The organism is Gemmatimonas groenlandica (genome assembly GCF_013004105.1).
Classification (GTDB): Bacteria; Gemmatimonadota; Gemmatimonadetes; order Gemmatimonadales; family Gemmatimonadaceae; genus Gemmatimonas; species Gemmatimonas groenlandica.
The window spans coordinates 391,048-407,299 of the sequence record NZ_CP053085.1 but is presented as its reverse complement, the minus strand read 5'-3'; the positions used below and the strand labels follow the sequence as shown (position 1 = coordinate 407,299).

The following is a 16,252-nucleotide window of genomic DNA, read 5'->3' as shown; positions in this document are numbered from 1 at the left end:
AACAACGTAGGAGCTTCTGACCACGCGCGCCGATTCCTCTCGAGTCCGGATCATGATGAAGCAGTTTCTGACCGCCATCGCCGCCAACCTGCTCACGATCGCGATCTGCGTCGTGGGCGGCATCCTGCTGATCGTCGGCATCGCCGCCTCGGCCGGCTCAAAGGCTCCCGTGGAGGTCGCCGATGGCTCGGTGCTCGTGATCGATCTGGATCGCGCCTTCTCTGATCGGCCTGCCGAAACGAAGCCGGGATCCTTTCTCGACGACGCACTCTCGGCCGGGCGTGGTGGCGCCATCCCACTGCGCGCCGCGACCATCGCGCTCAAGGCCGCCGCCGACGACGATCGCATCAGTGGCATTCTCCTGCGTGGCTCCATTTCCGCTGACGGCTACGCCTCGGGCTTCGCGGCGCTGCGCGAACTGCGCGCGGCGATCGCCACCTTCCGGCAGTCGAAGAAGCCGGTCCATGCCTACCTCGTGAATCCGGATACGCGCGACTACTACGTGGCCTCGGCCGCCAGCGTCGTCACGCTCGACCCCTTCGGATCACTGCTGATGCCGGGTCTGGCGTCGGAGCAAGTGTTCTTCACCGGCATGTTCGAGAAGTACGGCATCGGCATGCAGGTGAGCCGCGTCGGCCGCTTCAAGGCGGCGGTCGAACCATTCACGCGGCAGGAGATGAGCCCGGAGAATCGACTGCAAACCGAGTCGTACCTGGGCGATCTGTGGAGTGAAGTGAAGCGCGGTGTCGCGCAGAGTCGTGGCATCGACACGGTTGCGCTGCAGACCATCGTGGATACACAGGGCATCATTCTCGCCGCCGACGCCAAGGCGGCCAAGCTGGTGGACCGTATCGCGTACTTCGACGACGTGTTGGACGACTTGCAGAAGCTCGCCTCGGCGGCGCGTTCGGCCGATGGGGCCAAACCGAGCGCCAAGGACAGCACCCGCGCTGCGGAGATGGCCAGGCTGCTCGACCGGCCGACGCTGCCGCAGATCACGTTGGGCGAGTACGCCCCGATCGCCGTGGCGAAGGATCGCAGCTTCAGCGCCAGTCAGACGATCGCGATCGTGTATGCCGAAGGCGATATCGTGGATGGCGAAGGCGGCGACGGCACGATCGGCGGCGCATCAATGGCGCGCGAACTGCGCCGCGTACGCAACGACGCGAAGGTGAAGGCTGTGGTGCTGCGCGTGAACAGCCCGGGCGGCAGTGCGATCGCCTCCGAGCAGATCCAGCGCGAATTGACGCTCATCGCCAAGAAGAAGCCGATCGTGGTGTCGATGGGCACGGTGGCCGCGAGCGGTGGCTACTGGATCAGCACGGCGGCCGTCCGCGTGTTCGCCCAGCCGAACACGATCACGGGATCGATCGGCGTGTTCTCGCTCGTGCCAAACATCAAGACGCTGGCCAATCGCAATGGCGTGACCTTCGATACTGTGAAGACCGGACGCTATGCCGACCTGTTCTCGATCGCGCGTCCTCGGTCCGAGGCTGAACTCGCGGTGTTGCAGCGCGGGACCGACGCCGTGTACGAGGCGTTCATCACGCGCGTGTCGACGGCGCGCAAGCTGACGCCGGACTCGGTCCGGGCGATTGCCGAAGGGCGCGTGTGGTCGGGCGACGATGCGATGCGCATCGGTCTCGTGGACTCGATGGGCGGACTCGATGCCGCCCTGAAGAGCGCCGCCACACTGGCGAAGATCACCGGCGACTACGACGTGCGCGAGTACCCGCGCGTGAAGAGCGCGACCGAGAAGCTGACGGATATGCTGGACAACAAGCCGACGCCGGTGGCAGCGGCGATCCGTGCGGCCTCGCCGGCCGGTGCCAACGCCCTCCTGTCGGGACGCGGCCCGGCCAGCTCACTGGCTCGTGACATCACACATGAGCTGGACGTGCTGCTGCGCTACAACGACCCGCGCGGCGTGTACGCGCGCATGCCGTTCGTGCTCCGCATTCACTAAGAATCGCAGAAATACTCGCGACTCCAAACTTTCACTCAAGACTCTAGACTCACGTGAGTCTCGAGTCTTGAGTCGAAGTTTGGAGTCGTGAGTTACTGAAAGGCTACTCCGGCCGAAACGAATTCACGACGCGCAGGCGCTCCGACCACAGGGCGGTCGCGGCACGCGCTGTGGCGAGCGTCGCTTCCGCCTTCAAGATGCAAGCGGGAAGGTTCTTCGCCGTCACATCACCCAGCGCCCATTCCGCGATTTTCTCGCGCGCCGTCGCTTCCTGCAGACGCTGCGCATAGCGCTCGGCGTGCGGACGACTCCACATCGCGACCGGACGGTCGTCATCGATGCCGTACAGGCTCCAGATGCCGTCGTGCACGGGGACGAAGTCGAGGAGAAATCCGTCAAAATCCTCGGGAACGGTTGTCGTTTCGTTCATGGCAGCGGGACGAATGGAGGAGACTGGCGTGCGCGAGTCGTGCGATGGAACACTAACTCAACCAGCCACACAATGAGACCGGTTCCCGTATCGTGCCAGTCGGTCATCTAGATTGTTCCAGATGACTTCTCGTGTTTCGCCGCGCGTGATCGCGGCATCCATACTGTTTGTCCTCGCGACCACGCGCGTCGTATCGCCGCTCACTGCGCAAGACTCCACCAAGCAGGCACAGGTTAGGGCTACGAAGCCGGCAGGGAGTACACTCAAGCCCGACTCAGGCCCAAAGTACGCCTATCCGGCCACTGGCACGTCGGCAGCGGCCCGTGCTCTCGCCGGTAAACCCGTGCCGGTGTGGCCCGTGCCAGGCCCCGCGCCGCTGCCGGGCAGCGTGCTCCCAGCCAAGCGCATCATCGCGTACTACGGCAATCCATTTTCGAAACGCATGGGTGTGCTGGGCGAATATCCGAAGCCCGAGATGCTCGCCATGCTCGACCGCGAAGTGGCGGCCTGGACGAAAGCCGATCCCTCCACACCGGTACAGCCGGCACTGCATCTGATCACCACGGTGGCGCAGGGCGACGCCGGCAAGGATGGCAAGTACCGCATGCGCCACGGCGACGCGCTCACCGAGAAAGTGTACGGTTGGGCGAAGGAGCGAAACGCGCTGCTGTTTCTTGATGTGCAAGTCGGGCTGAGCACTATTCAGGAAGAACTGCCGCGCCTCGAATCATGGCTGTCCAAGCGCGACGTGCACTTCGGCATGGACCCCGAGTTCGCCATGAAAAACGGCACCAAGCCCGGCCGGAAGATCGGCAGCTACGATGCCGCCGACGTGAACTGGGCCATCGACTATCTCGCGAAGCTCGTCACGGAAAAGAAGCTGCCGCCGAAGATCCTGGTGGTGCACCGCTTCACCAAGCCGATGCTGACTAACGCCACGAAGATCAAGCGCGATCCGCGCGTGCAGGTGGTGATGCACATGGACGGCTGGGGACCGCCGAGTCTCAAGCGGGATTCGTACGCGGCGTATGTGTACGCCGAGCCGGTCCAGTTCGCGGGCTTCAAACTGTTCTACAAGAACGACCGGCGTTCGGGGAGCACGATGATGACGCCGCGCGATCTGCTCGCACTCACCCCGAGGCCGTTGTACATCCAGTATCAGTAGTGCGTGATGTGCGCTCGACTCGTCTACTCTGCTTGAATGCGCATCACGAAGGTGAGTCGGCGCGGCAGGCCGGGCTCAAAATAGCGAGAGCGTGTCGCGTTGATCACTACCGAGCCGGCGTAGCGACGATCGAACATGTTTTCGATCCCGACCGTCGGCTCGAGTCGTACATGCCCCACGCGTGGGGCCGTGTAGCCGGCGCGCACATTCCACGCGGCGTAGCCCGCCGCGAACACCGTGCTCGCATCGTCGGCGCTGACGCGCGACGACGCGGTGCCGTCAACCGTGGCGAACCAGCCAGCGCGACGGGCCGTGACGTACGCCTGCAGCAGGTGCGCCGGAATACCGGGAATCACTTTGCCGTCGTAGTTGGCCGCGCCCACGCGGTAGGTATCGAATTCGAAGCGCGACCAGGTGTGCGCCACGCCAATATCGAACATCGATGTGGACGCGGTGAGATTGGTTTCGATGCCCTGACGTGAGGTACGCCCGGCGTTACGGAACGCGCGGCGCCCCGGTTGGTTGGGCACATCGAATGGCACGAGCTCCTCGAGCACGGTCGCGCGGAACAGCGCCACGTCGGCCCGCAGCCGCGACCAGAGCATGCCCTGTACGCCGACTTCCGCCGTGCGCGTCCGCTGCGGATCGAGCAACGCATTCAAGCCGGCCGCGCCGTTGTCCTGATTCGTGAGCTCGGTGATGGTCGGCGTCTCGAAGGCCGTACTCAGATTCGCGTAGACCGACAGCAGTGGTCGTGCACGCCAGGCGATGCCCAGCATTGGGCTGACCGCACTGAGCACGCGCTCGCCAGAGTCATCGAGATTGGTGCCCGTGATGAAGCGGTCGCGCACCGCGAAGTTCACGCGGTCGTATCGCAGCGCCGCGCTGGCGAAGATCCGATGCGGCGCCTCCACCTCGGCGCGGACGTAGCCGCCGAGCCCACCCACACGTTCCTGCTGGTTGAGGCGTACGGACCCGCGTTCGTTGCCCGGCTTCGGGCAGAGCGCAGTGGCCGGCGCCGATGCGGCCAGTGTGCTGCAGTTCTCGAAATTGAGTCGATCGTCGACTTGACGTTGCGCATCGACCCCCGCACCGAGCCGTAGGGGCCACGACAGCCGCGTCGTGCGCCGTGCGCCATGCAGCGACCCACCGGCGACATGCCGATCGACAGCGACGATCGCAAACGGGAGGGGATTGTCGAGCGTGCGCGTGCCCACGAAGAGGGACGCGTTGAGTGTATTCGCTCCGTCGCCGCGCGCCGCCAGCAGCGACAGCTGCGACTGTTCAACGGCTTTGCGCGAGCGACGGGTGATGTTCAGCGAGTCGGGGAGTCGCGGATCGCGCGCCAGCTCGGCCGCCGTGAGCGCCCCGGTGTTCTCGGCGCGCGGTGTGTCGTATCGCGTGCCCTGCACTTCGAAGCGCGTTCCACCCAGCGTCGCCATCGCACGGCCGAAAGCACTGGTGGCATCGAGATGCGACCACTGCCGCGGGCCATCGCCCGTGGTTCGTGTGACCGACCCGAGCCAGCCGCCACCCTGCACCGTACCGGTGGTATCACGCCGACTGCCCGAGGCGAGCACGGAGCCGCGCTGCAGGCCACCGCCATCCCACAGTCGGGCATCAATCGCAAAGGGACGCGCCGAGGGCGCGCGCGAACGGAAATCGATCACGCCACCGGCGGCATTTCCGTACAGAGCGGCTGCCGTGCCGCGGATGACATCGACGCGACCGACCGATTCGAGATCGAGCCAATCGAGCGGCGTCTGGCCATCGGGAAGTGTGAGCGGAATGCCGTCGCGCAGGACGCGCACGCCGCGTACCCCGAAGGCTGAGCGCGCGCCAAAGCCGCGAACGGCGATCCGTGGATCCTGCGACGGATTGGCCCGATCCTGTACCTGCACGCCGGGGATACCGAGCAGCACATCGGCGACGCCGCTGCGGCGCAGGGCCGGGCGGTCATCGATAGTGGCGCGCGACCAGGCGAAGGGTAGTTCGAGGGGCGAGCGGGCGGCGTCTCGCGTGACGGTCACGCGGACGCCCTGCAACGCCTGCGCGCTGGTCGTTCGCGCGCTGTCGGCTTTCGCGCTATCGGCACGTGTGCGCGCTTGCGCGTGCGCCGTCGTCGCGGCGAGCGTGAGCATGACCGCGCCGAGGGCGGCGATCGGGTCGCGGCGGCGGATCCGGCGCAGCGATGAAAATCGAGGTTCGTTATGCACGCTCCGATCTATCGCCCGCAGCAGGGAATCGGAACCCGCGTCGACGATTCCCGCCGAACTGATTTCGTCGGCTACTTCCCGGGCTCGCGGCACACCGGGCGGCGTTCGTCCGGGCTCTCGTCGAACAATTCGCCCGTCTTGTCGCAAATCACGCCGGTTGCGCTGTCCCGAACGGACACGAACCAGTGCGATGCCGTGGCGTTCGACTTGACCACCGCCTGCTCGGTGGGCAGCCGCATGCCGCGGGCTTCGAGCTCACGCCAGGTCGCGAAGCGCTGATTCAACAGGCGGAACGTCGACTGCCGTTCGTGCACCGCCTTGAGCGTGCCGGAGACGGCATCTTTGCTTTGGGTCACGCGCATGTTGCCTCGCACGCGCAGCGATCCGACGGCGAGGACGACCAGCACGAACGCGACGACCAGGCTGGTCACGATCTGACTGTCCTTCTCCGACTTCGCGGCACCCTTGGTGAGTGCGCGCGTTCGCGCTGTCTCCCGCTCCGGCAGGGCACCCGCCCCCCGTACGCCAGCGGCAACCGGCGAGGCGACGCCAGGAGCTCGCGCTCCCGGGTACGCCGTCGCAACAGGAGCAGGCGGCCGCGCAGACCACGTCATCGCGGCCTCAGCGGGGCGTGCCGGTGCACGCGGGTCAGGCGCCCAGCCGATCGGCCGCGTCGCTGCAGAGAACTTCTCCGCAGAAAGCGTCGATGGGCGGCGCGGGGGATTCGAGGACATGGGAACATGCTATTTCAATGACGAGCAACCAGGCATAGCGACATCGGCACCACCGTTACGGCGCGGGAATTGTCTCAAACTTTTTGTGACAAGCCGCTCGACCCAGCCTTCGGTATATTCCAAACATGTTCTTTCGCGAACTCTATGATCCGGCGCTCGCTCAGGCGAGCTACGTGATCGGATGCCAGGCGACCGGCGAAGCCATCGTGATCGACCCCCTTCGCGATCCCGCGACGTATCTCGATGTCGCGCGCGCTGAAGGGCTGCGCATCACGCATGTTACCGAAACACATATTCACGCCGACTTCGTGTCCGGCTCCCGTGAGCTCCGCGCGGCGACCGGCGCGCGCTTGTATCTGTCAGCCGAAGGCGGCCCCGAGTGGCAGTACGCCTTTGCCGCGCAGGATGACGCAGTGCTGCTGCACGACGGCGACACGATTTTTGTGGGCAACATCCAGCTGGATGTGCTGCACACCCCCGGACACACACCCGAACATCTCTCGTTCGTAGTGACCGATCGTCCGCGCGGTGCCGGCCCGATGGGGATTCTCACCGGAGACTTCGTGTTCGTGGGCGATGTGGGGCGCCCCGACCTGCTGGAACGGGCGGCCGGCATCGCTGACACGATGGAAGCGGGAGCGCGAACGCTGTTCCGTTCGGTCCAGCGGTTCCGGGCGCTTCCCGATCATCTGCAGGTATGGCCCGGGCACGGCGCAGGATCCGCCTGCGGAAAGGCATTGGGTGCCGTGCCGTCGTCCACGGTCGGCTACGAAAAGCTCTCGAACTGGGGTGTCGCCGAGTCGGACGAGGCGGCGTTCGTGGCCGCTGTGCTCGACGGGCAGCCCGAGCCGCCACGCTATTTCGCGGCGATGAAGCGCATCAACCGGGATGGTCCGCCGATCTTGGGCCGGCCGCCGTTCGCGCCACGCTTGGCCGCGGCCGATGCGCTCCGTGGTTCGTCGAGCCACACGCGCTGGATGCTCGACATGCGGCCGGCCAGCGAATTCGCCTACGGCGCGATCGACGGGAGTCTGTCGTTACCCTACTCCAAGAGCTTCAGCACCTGGGCGGGGTCGATCATTCCGGTGACGGACGAGCTCGTGCTGATGGCGGACGCGGAGAGCGACGACGTGCAGCGCGCGGTCCGAGATCTCTCACGCATCGGATTTGATCGAATCGTCGGCTGGGTTGATGCGCACGAGGCTCTTCAGGTGTGGCGCGAGGCCGGCCACGACCTGCACACCATTCCGCAGATCTCGGCGACGGACATCCCCACGACGACGGCGAACGGCGGCGCCACGGTGATCGACGTGCGAGGCCGCACGGAGTGGGACGCGGGGCATATCGCTGGTGCGCTCCACGTTCCGCTGGGCGACCTGCGTCAACGACTCGACGAACTCCCCGCCACGACGCTGCTCGTGCACTGCCAGTCCGGCGTGCGCTCCGCGGTGGCGACCAGCCTGCTCCACCGTCTCGGTCGAACCGACGCGGTGAACCTCCGCGGCGGGTTCGCCGCTTGGAGCGCGGCGGGTTTTCCCGCGTCGGGACGAAACGAATGACGCTTGGCTGACGCAACGAGAGTACTGTCAGCGAGCTGGTTAGCTTGACCGGCTCCGTGGCGGCGCTGACCGACACCGGAATCCCGCTTCTGTGTGTTGGCTTTGTGAGTCGACTGTGTGGATTGCTTCAATGCATTGAGCCGCCCCGGATTCCGGAGCGGCTCTTTGTGCATCGTAGACGATTGCCTCAGAGGGCTGGCCGCCAGTCAGGCAAGCGAAAGCCGTTGCGCGAGCACGTCAGCCGCCACGTCGCGCTGGGCGCTGTTGCCGACTCGAATGACATCCACGCACGCCAGCAAGTGATGGAGCCTGGCATCCCGGGTTGCCACCTTGGTGACGCCATTAAAGAGCGGCACCAGCGCTTCGCCGCGCACCACGCCTCCTTCCATTGGCCACACGATCGACTTCATGGCCGATCCGTTGCCGAACAGGGGCGAGAGCTCTGGATGCGATCCGGCGGTCGGCATTCCGAGCCGCTCCGGACCGTGCACCGGCGGAAACGCGTAGCGAACGCCGTGCACGAGGAACTCCCGGCAGGCACTCCGATTCACCGTTCGGCTGGACGGTTCGCAGAGCCCTGCGTGCTGGAGCCTGGCTACCGACCGGTGCGCAGCGCTCGTGCTCGTGGCCAACGCGTTGGCGAGCGGCTCGTAGCGGTCCTCCGGCACCAGCAGCAGGCGAAGGGCCACAGCGACGTCAAACGGGCGAAGTGAAGGCTGAGTTGGCATGCGAGACGATAACCCCATTCCCGATTCTGCACAGGACTGGTCCCACTCCTACCGTCCCCTCCAGCACACTGCTCAGCCCCAGCTAACTGTACTTGGTCCCGTTTTTTTCACGTTTCAGCAAATAGGAGTTAAAGCGATCTTAATGTTGACGCATGAGTTCGTCACGGCGTGATACGCTTCGTCCCCCAGCTGTTGTTCTTCCGATCCACGTCGAGCAGGCGCTGCTCAGGGTCGAGCTCGAGGTGCACGAGCTGCTTTCTCACGAACGCATATTCGCGCACGTACTGACGTGAGTTGGTGCTCCAGACTTCAGCGGGATACACGTAGTCCTGTGTCGTCCCATCGCTGAAGGTGAAGCGCGCGCGCACGGGCAAAACACCGCGCTCGCGATTGCCGTACAACACGCCGACGAAGGTCGTGTCACCTTTCGTGCGCGTGACCACACTGTCGACGCTCTGGTCGAACCGCGCATTCTCGACGAACCACTGACGCCAGAACCAATCAAGGCGACGGCCGCTGACGTCCTCCATGGTGCGGAAGAAGTCCGCCGGAGTGGGATGTTTGTACGCCCACCGTGCGATGTACGTGCGGAAGGCGTCGTCGAACGCCTCAGGTCCGAGGATCTCCTGACGCAGCAGCTGCAGGCCAACGCTTGGCTTCACGTACGCCGCTTCACCGAGCAACGCCGGATTGATGCGATCGGGATTGATGTCGACCGGCTTGTCGACGCCTTGCACCATGTACTGCTCAACCATTCGCCGCTCTTCGGCCGCGCGTGCGAGCTGATCGCCACGCTCCGGATAGCGACGACCTTCGGAAAAGGTATTGATGAAGGTGTTGAAGCCTTCGTCCTGCCACATGTACGACCGTTCGTTGCTGCCGACGATCATCGGGAACCACATGTGTCCGATCTCGTGCGTGATGACGTTGTACAGATCGTAGATGTCGTTGCTGATGTTCTCCATCGCGATCATCGGATACTCCATGCCGCTGATCGGTCCTTCCACGGCCGAGATGTGCGGCCACGGATACTGGAACCAGCGTTCCGAGTATTCGATGATCGACATGCGCGACTGGTCGGCCGCGTCATGCCAATTCACCGCCGCCGAGGGGCGATAGTAGGCGTAGGCCATGATCCCCTTCCAGCTCGACGCATCCCACTGAAAGTCGGGCGACGCCGCCCACACGGCGTCACGCACATTCTTCGCGCTGAACCGCCACGTCATCATGCCGGTGGTGCGCAGGCGCGCGCTCCCGTTGGCCAGTTCATCGGCGGTAATCAGCCGGATCACCGTGTCAGACTTCGCGGCCACCGCGTGACGAGCGATCTGTGTCGGGGTGAGCACCTCGCGCGCATTCTGCAGCGCGCCGGTCGCGGCCACGATGTATCCGGACGGCACGGTGATGGCCAGGTTGTAGTCACCGTAATCGAGATAGAACTCGCCCTGGCCCAGATACGGTTCGATGTTCCATCCGCGTACGTCGTCGTACACGGCAGCACGGGGGAACCACTGCGCGATCTCGTACAGCGCACCATCACGCCCCATGCGATCGGCGCCGTGCTCGGGCACCGGAAAGGTCCACGCCATATCCAGCACGGCGGTGCGACCCGGGGCCAACGGCTCGGCGAAATCGACTTTCATCATCGTCTCGTTCATCCGGCGCGCGAGCGGCGACCGCTTGGGCGCCCCGCCCTTGGCCGACGCCACGAGCTGATCGAGCTTCGAGAACGTGTAGCCGCCTTCGAAGCCGCGGGCTCCGAAGCGGGACTCCTCGGGGAAGATGTAGGAGTTGAGTGACCTGGATCGGAACGCGTTCTGCTCGACCTGCAACCACATGAAGCGCAGCGTGTCGGGCGACCGGTTCGTGTAGCGCAGGGTGAGTTCGCCCTTGACGAGTTTGGCCGCCGTATCGAGCGTGGCGGCGAGGGTGTAGTCAGCCCGGTTCTGCCAGTACTTCGCACCGGGCGCGCCGCTGCCGCTGCGCGATTCGTTGGGCGTGGGCAGCACGAGCGGTGCGAACACCGACGTATCGGACACGGCGCGTGGCCGTGCGGTGCCGGCCGGCGCAGACTGCGCGGAGGCCACCGCGGCGGCAGCCGTGGCGACCAACGTGGCGGCGGCGAGCCGTGTCGCCAGAGCGGCCGCACCACGCGGGAGAAGCCGACGCGCCATCGTACCGCGCGGCTGAGGAACAGGGCATGTGGACATGCGGACGCGGAGCGAAGGGAAAGGGCGGGTCCCGAGGTGCTGGCTACGTCGTACCCACGAATGATAGTAGCTTTCGGTATGTCCTCCGCCATCACTTTTCATGCGACGCCGGTGTTTCCACGCGGCTTTCGCTGCGCCAGCCGCAATGTCGGCCTGAAGCCGTCGGCTCGCGATCTGACGCTGTTTGCCAGTGAGGTCGACGCCGCTGCGGCGGCCGTGTTTACCCGCAATCATTTTCCCGGCGCGCCGATCATTCTCGGTCGCGAAACGATCAAGGGCGGTGTGCTGCGGGCGATCATTGCGAACAGCAAGGTGAGCAATGTCGCGACAGGCACCCGTGGCGTGGAGCACGCACGGCGGATGGCCATGGCGGCCGCCACCGAACTGGGCACGGCTCCGGATCGCGTGCTCGTGAGCTCGACCGGGGTGATTGGCGTGCAGCTGCCGATCGAGAAGATCGAGGCGGGCATCGCCGGCATGACGTCTGATCTGCAAGACAATCCCATGGTCGGCGCCGAGGGCATCATGACGACGGACACGCATCCGAAAGCGCTCTCGGCGTCGGTCGGCACGGCCACGATCACGTGGGTGGCGAAGGGGTCGGGCATGATCGAGCCGAACATGGCCACCATGCTGTCGTACATCTTCACCGATGCAGCGTTCGACGCGCCGACGCTTGATCGACTCCTGCGGGCCGCCGTGACGCCGACATTCAACATGCTGTCCGTCGACACCGATACGAGCACGTCGGACACCTGCGCGATCCTGGCCAACGGATTGGCCGGCGCCGTCGACGAGGCGGAATTTCTCGCGGTGCTCACGGCGGGCTGCCGTCGTATGACGGAGATTCTGGCGCGCGACGGCGAGGGCGCCGAACATCTGGTGCGCGTGACGGTTCGCGGTGCGCTCAACCAGACGGAAGCGCATGTGGTCGCCAAGTCGATTCTGAACTCGCCGCTGGTGAAGACCATGGTGCACGGCGCCGACCCGAACGTCGGCCGTTTGCTGATGGCGGTCGGCAAGTGCTTCGACTGCACGATCCGTCCGGCCACCACGGATGCGTGGATCAACGGCTTCCAAGTCGTGGGCCACGGCGAGCGCCTGGCCTTCGACGATGCGGTGGTACGCGAGACGCTCTCGCGTGAAGTGGTAGATCTTTCGGTGTCACTCGGCGTCGGTGACGGCGAGGCGATCGCCTACGGGTGCGATCTCACCAAGGGCTACGTCGACGAGAACGCGTCGTACTACAGCAGTTGAACGGCGGCGGCAACGGCAACTACCAAAGCAACAGCGGGAACACGGAGTCGACGGATTTCACGAATTACACAGATAAGCAAAGTGCGATTTTTCGTTTATCGGTGTCATCGGTGTCATCAGTCATGTCCGTGTTCCCGCTGTTGCTTTTGCTTTCACAGTTGCTTGAATGTGCTCAGCGCGCTTGAAGTACCGGCGCGCGACGATGCTTGGTGGCTTGCTCGTAGTCGTACACAAGCTGAATGAGCCGCGCTTCGCTCCAGGGCCGCCCCAGGAAGCTCACGCCGGCGGGTAATCGATTGTCGCGCGTGTAGCCCATCGGCATGGTGATGGCCGGGAAGCCGGTGCTTGGCGAGAAGAGTTGACTGTTGTCGCCGTGCGGCGTGTTCAGGTCACCGATCAGGCGCGGCGGATTGCTCCACGTGGGATAGATCGCGGCGTCGATCTTGAGCGAGTCCATCATCTGCAGTACGGCGTCGCGGAGTGCAGACCGCACGCGCTCACGGCTCTGACAGCCGGCGCTGGCCTCGGGCATTTCGGTGGACTGCGCGGCGTCGCGGAGACGCTGCTCCACGGTGGGGTGGAACTTCCGGCTGCGGAGCACCTCGTCGATGGTCTTCACGGGTGCGTTCGAACCGCGCGCGACGAAGTAACGCTCGAGATCGGCCTTGAACCGATTACACCCACCCTGCTGTCGGCGCTGGATGGCGTCGAGCGAGTCGACCCGCGCTTCCACGATGACGGCGCCTTGGGCCTGCAGGTCGGCGACGGCGCGCTCGAAGACGCGCTGTACTTCCGGATCGAGCGTGGGACGCTCGTACGCCTGCCGAAGAATGCCGATGCGCGCGCCTTTGAGCGCGCCGCGCACGAGGAAGGCTGCGTACGAGGCACTGCGCTTCGCGTCGGCCGGTGCGGTGACGGAATCTGCCGGATCGCTGCCCACCACGACATCGAACACGGCCACGGCATCGGCGACGGTGCGGGCCATCGGGCCAGCCACGTCGGACGACGCATTGAGCGGGATCACGCCGGCGCGCGAGGTGAGCCCCATGGTGGAGCGAATGCCGACGAGCGCCTGATGCGCCGAGGGGCCGCGAATCGAGTTGCCGGTATCGGTGCCCAGTCCGACGGCGCCGAAGCTGGCGGCGACGGCGGCGGCGGTGCCGCCACTGGAACCGGCGGTCACCCGATCGAGGGCATACGGATTGTGCGTGTAGCCGGGCAGTATCGAGCTCACGGTTTCGTACGGCGTGAACGCCCATTCGGCGAGATTCGACTTCGCCAGCACGATCGCCCCAGCGTGCTTGATCTGCCGCACCATCGTGGCATCCTGCAGCGGCTTCCACCCCTCGAGCGCCAATGACCCACCGGTGGTCTGCATGCCAACGGTCTCGAAGTTGTCCTTTACGATCATCGGAACGCAGTGTAGCGGGCCGGTGGGCCCGCCAGTTGCGTATCGCTTGTCGAGCGAATCGGCCACGGCCAACGCATCGGGATTCACCAGAATGATCGCGTTGATGGCCGGGCCACGCTTGTCGAGCGCCTCGATGCGATCGAGATATGCCTTCGTGAGCGCGCGACAGGTGAGTGTCTTCGCCTTGAATGCGGCGTGAATCTGCGCGATGGTCGCTTCTTCAATCCGAAAGGGTCGACGGGCTGATTGCGCGGAGAGCGACGTCGCTGACGCAGCGGCGAAGAGGAGAGCGGTGGCGAGCTGGGCGTGTCTGGGCATGGACCCAAATTACCTGTTTGGTTGCGTGGCGACAGGTCGAAACGGCGACAGCAAAAGGCAACGGCAAAAACAACAGCGGGAACACGGAGTTGGCGGATGACGCAGACATCACAGATAAGCAAAAGCGCCCTTTGCTTATCTGTGTGACCGGTGAAATCCGCCGACTCCGTGTTCCCGCTGTCGCTGTTGCCTTTCGCGGTGGCGACCTAGGCCGCCAGCACATTCGGCGAGCGGACCAGCGGCATCACCTGCTCGGCGAATCGCTCCATTTCTTCAAGCTGTGGACTGCACTGCAGCAGCAACAGCCCGACACCGGCCGCCTCGAACTCGCGCACCCGATCGGCCACTTGTTCGGGCGTGCCGACCAGACCAGCGCGCAGGCCGCGGTTTGACACGGAGTAATCCTGCAGCGAGAGGTGCTGATCGAGCTGCGTGTTGGCGATCCAGTCCTGATAGTTATTGAAGCCCGGTGAGCCCGGCTGCACGTTGGTGATGCGCTCGAGCTCGCGCTGCGCATCGGCTTCGGTATCGCGGACGATGGCGTAGGCAGCCATGCCGTATTGCATCGGCGCAAGACCAGCCGCGTCACGACGGCGCTGCATGTCGGCCACCTTCGGTGCTACGCGATCGGGCGGATCGCCGTGCATCACGTACGCATCGCAGGCGCGCGTAATCAGTGACTTCGCGGCGTCGGACTCGCCGCCGGCGTACAACACCGGATGCGGGCGGCCACGGCTGCCGATCGGCTTCGGCTGCACGATCAGCTCGTCGACCTGGTAGTACTTGCCGTGGTAGCTCAGCGACGACTGCGACCATGCGCCATGCAACACGTCGAGCCATTCGGCCGTGCGCGCGTAGCGATCGTCGTGTTCGTCGAACTGACTGCCGTAGCGCCGTGCTTCATCCTTCCACCAGCTCGACACCACATTCAGCGAGAGACGCCCGTTGCTGATCCGATCGATGTTCGCGGCCTGCTTGGCGAGCGTGGCGGGATGGTGATAGGTGGGACGCACGGCCACCATGAGCTCGAGGCGGCTGGTCACCGCGGCCAGCGCGGCCGCCGTCGACCACGCGTCGAGGGCGGGCGCGTCGATGCCCTTGATGTCGTTGAGAAAGAGCTCGGCGATGAGCGTGAGGTCGTAGCCGATCTCTTCGCTGCGCCGTGCGAGTCGCTGCACATACGGCCAGCTCGCCTCCATGCCCTCGTCGGGCACGTTGCGTAGCCAGCCGCCGAACACCGGGAGCCAGTAGCCGAAACGCATTATGCCCCCACCGCGTCGAGCACGCCGGCACGTTCCGCCAGATAGTCCACCAAGCGTTCGAACGGATCGAAGCGGACCACGTTGATCGCGTCGGCCACGAAGTTGGACAGCGCGTTGACGTCGTAGAAGTAGTGCTGGCCGTCGCGGTCATCGACGAGATACTCAATGCCACCCACGTCGATCTTGGCAGCCTGCGCGATGCGTTCGACTTCGGCAATGATGTGTGCAGGCGGATCGGCGCGCTCCACGCGCATGCCCGACTTGGGCGCGTCGATGGCGCACGCGCCGCGCACGAGTTCTACACCATTCGTGGTCTGGCACGCGTCGGCCGGGCAGAGATCGAACGAGCCCGCGGCCGGAAACACGTTGATGGCGTAGAGGTACTTGCCGTTGAGCGTCTCCACACGCGTGATGTGCCCCTCGCGCAGCGGCGCCGCCTCTTGCACGAGCGCAGTGCCGTCGACGCCAAGGTCCACCACACCGGCCGCCACGGCATCAGCCAGTGCCTGCTCCGAGTCGTACTTCACGATGCCGGCGCCGCTGCCGCCTACGTTTGCCTTGACCAACACGGGATAGCGGAAGCCGCGAGCGGCGGCCACCGCACGCGACGGATCGTTGATCACGCGCGAACGCGGGTACGGAAGTCCGAGTTCTCGCAGCAGATCGAGTTGGGTAGCCTTCGAGAGTTCGAGTGCGTAGGCGTCGGCACCATTCACGACGGGAACGCCGAGCCGCTCCAGATGACGTAGCCAGTGCAGCGTGTAGAACGTGGTTTGGGCGTGACCGCGCAGATATGCCGACGGGCTGGCCCGGTTGAATACCAGCGAGTACGGCGTGTCGGTGTTGGCCGGCTCGAATTCGTGCGCGGCGGCATCGAGCCGCTCGTACGCAATCCCGCGACGCTCCAGCTCCGCGAACAGCGGGCGGAACCAGTCAGGGTGCTCGTGATAGATGGCGATGGGGCGCGTGGACATGAGGAGCTCCGGTAGCGATGGC

General features: G+C 65.2%; 12 protein-coding genes. 4 read left to right on the top strand and 8 right to left on the bottom strand.

The window, feature by feature from the left end; all coding sequences use genetic code 11:
• Positions 1-52: 52 nt before the first annotated feature.
• Positions 53-1,966, top strand: a complete 1,914-nt coding sequence (gene sppA / locus HKW67_RS01640) for a signal peptide peptidase SppA (protein WP_206044565.1) — start codon at positions 53-55, stop codon at positions 1,964-1,966.
• A gap of 103 nt (positions 1,967-2,069) precedes the next feature.
• Here sppA and HKW67_RS01635 read toward each other — a convergent pair whose 3' ends face one another.
• Positions 2,070-2,396, bottom strand: a complete 327-nt coding sequence (locus HKW67_RS01635) for a hypothetical protein (protein ID WP_171223739.1) — start codon at positions 2,394-2,396, stop codon at positions 2,070-2,072.
• Positions 2,397-2,517: 121 nt separating this feature from the next.
• On the opposite strand from HKW67_RS01635, the gene HKW67_RS01630 reads away from it, so the two are divergent.
• Positions 2,518-3,561, top strand: coding sequence for a hypothetical protein (locus tag HKW67_RS01630; RefSeq protein WP_171223738.1), 1,044 nt, complete (start codon positions 2,518-2,520; stop codon positions 3,559-3,561).
• Positions 3,562-3,584: 23 nt separating this feature from the next.
• Here HKW67_RS01630 and HKW67_RS01625 read toward each other — a convergent pair whose 3' ends face one another.
• Together HKW67_RS01625 and HKW67_RS01620 are read right to left on the bottom strand one after the other, a co-directional pair.
• Positions 3,585-5,777: a TonB-dependent receptor family protein gene (locus HKW67_RS01625; protein ID WP_171223737.1), complete on the bottom strand. Its 2,193-nt coding sequence runs from the start codon at positions 5,775-5,777 to the stop codon at positions 3,585-3,587.
• Between the two features lie 71 nt (positions 5,778-5,848).
• On the bottom strand, positions 5,849-6,391 hold the full coding sequence (locus HKW67_RS01620) for a hypothetical protein (protein WP_171223736.1): 543 nt from the start codon (positions 6,389-6,391) through the stop codon (positions 5,849-5,851).
• 245 nt (positions 6,392-6,636) lie between these two features.
• Here HKW67_RS01620 and HKW67_RS01615 point away from each other — a divergent pair, with 245 nt between their 5' ends.
• Positions 6,637-8,070 carry an MBL fold metallo-hydrolase gene (locus HKW67_RS01615; protein WP_171223735.1) on the top strand — a complete coding sequence of 478 codons (1,434 nt, stop codon included), beginning with the start codon at positions 6,637-6,639 and terminating at the stop codon, positions 8,068-8,070.
• Between the two features lie 206 nt (positions 8,071-8,276).
• On the opposite strand, the gene HKW67_RS01610 is transcribed toward HKW67_RS01615, so the two are convergent.
• Both HKW67_RS01610 and HKW67_RS01605 read right to left on the bottom strand, forming a co-directional pair.
• Positions 8,277-8,798 (bottom strand): MarR family transcriptional regulator, encoded by a 522-nt coding sequence (locus HKW67_RS01610; RefSeq protein ID WP_171223734.1) that lies wholly within the window; start codon positions 8,796-8,798, stop codon positions 8,277-8,279.
• Positions 8,799-8,959: 161 nt separating this feature from the next.
• On the bottom strand, positions 8,960-11,008 hold the full coding sequence (locus tag HKW67_RS01605; protein WP_171223733.1) for a M1 family metallopeptidase: 2,049 nt from the start codon (positions 11,006-11,008) through the stop codon (positions 8,960-8,962).
• A 78-nt stretch (positions 11,009-11,086) separates the two neighbouring features.
• On the opposite strand from HKW67_RS01605, the gene argJ reads away from it, so the two are divergent.
• Positions 11,087-12,265, top strand: a complete 1,179-nt coding sequence (argJ, locus tag HKW67_RS01600; RefSeq protein ID WP_171223732.1) for a bifunctional glutamate N-acetyltransferase/amino-acid acetyltransferase ArgJ — start codon at positions 11,087-11,089, stop codon at positions 12,263-12,265.
• 172 nt (positions 12,266-12,437) lie between these two features.
• Here argJ and HKW67_RS01595 read toward each other — a convergent pair whose 3' ends face one another.
• The 3 genes from HKW67_RS01595 to HKW67_RS01585 form a co-directional block, all read right to left on the bottom strand.
• Positions 12,438-13,994, bottom strand: coding sequence for an amidase family protein (locus tag HKW67_RS01595; protein ID WP_171223731.1), 1,557 nt, complete (start codon positions 13,992-13,994; stop codon positions 12,438-12,440).
• A 206-nt stretch (positions 13,995-14,200) separates the two neighbouring features.
• A complete protein-coding gene (locus HKW67_RS01590) occupies positions 14,201-15,256 on the bottom strand; it encodes an LLM class flavin-dependent oxidoreductase (protein WP_171223730.1) in 1,056 nt (351 codons plus the stop codon).
• Entirely contained in the window at positions 15,256-16,230 is a 975-nt protein-coding gene (locus tag HKW67_RS01585) for an ATP-grasp domain-containing protein (RefSeq protein ID WP_171223729.1), read from the bottom strand. The genes HKW67_RS01590 and HKW67_RS01585 overlap by 1 nt, the downstream gene beginning before the upstream one ends.
• Positions 16,231-16,252 lie beyond the last annotated feature (22 nt).

Bases quoted from the DNA above. Each gene is read 5' to 3' on its own strand.
- HKW67_RS01620 (WP_171223736.1), bottom strand. From the start codon at position 6,391: ATGACGTGGTCTGCGCGGCCGCCTGCTCCTGTTGCGACGGCGTACCCG.
- HKW67_RS01595 (WP_171223731.1), bottom strand. From the start codon at position 13,994: ATGCCCAGACACGCCCAGCTCGCCACCGCTCTCCTCTTCGCCGCTGCG.
- argJ (WP_171223732.1), top strand. From the start codon at position 11,087: ATGTCCTCCGCCATCACTTTTCATGCGACGCCGGTGTTTCCACGCGGC.
- HKW67_RS01635 (WP_171223739.1), bottom strand. From the start codon at position 2,396: ATGAACGAAACGACAACCGTTCCCGAGGATTTTGACGGATTTCTCCTC.
- HKW67_RS01605 (WP_171223733.1), bottom strand. From the start codon at position 11,008: ATGTCCACATGCCCTGTTCCTCAGCCGCGCGGTACGATGGCGCGTCGG.
- HKW67_RS01610 (WP_171223734.1), bottom strand. From the start codon at position 8,798: ATGCCAACTCAGCCTTCACTTCGCCCGTTTGACGTCGCTGTGGCCCTT.
- HKW67_RS01615 (WP_171223735.1), top strand. From the start codon at position 6,637: ATGTTCTTTCGCGAACTCTATGATCCGGCGCTCGCTCAGGCGAGCTAC.
- HKW67_RS01585 (WP_171223729.1), bottom strand. From the start codon at position 16,230: ATGTCCACGCGCCCCATCGCCATCTATCACGAGCACCCTGACTGGTTC.
- HKW67_RS01590 (WP_171223730.1), bottom strand. From the start codon at position 15,256: ATGCGTTTCGGCTACTGGCTCCCGGTGTTCGGCGGCTGGCTACGCAAC.
- sppA (WP_206044565.1), top strand. From the start codon at position 53: ATGATGAAGCAGTTTCTGACCGCCATCGCCGCCAACCTGCTCACGATC.
- HKW67_RS01630 (WP_171223738.1), top strand. From the start codon at position 2,518: ATGACTTCTCGTGTTTCGCCGCGCGTGATCGCGGCATCCATACTGTTT.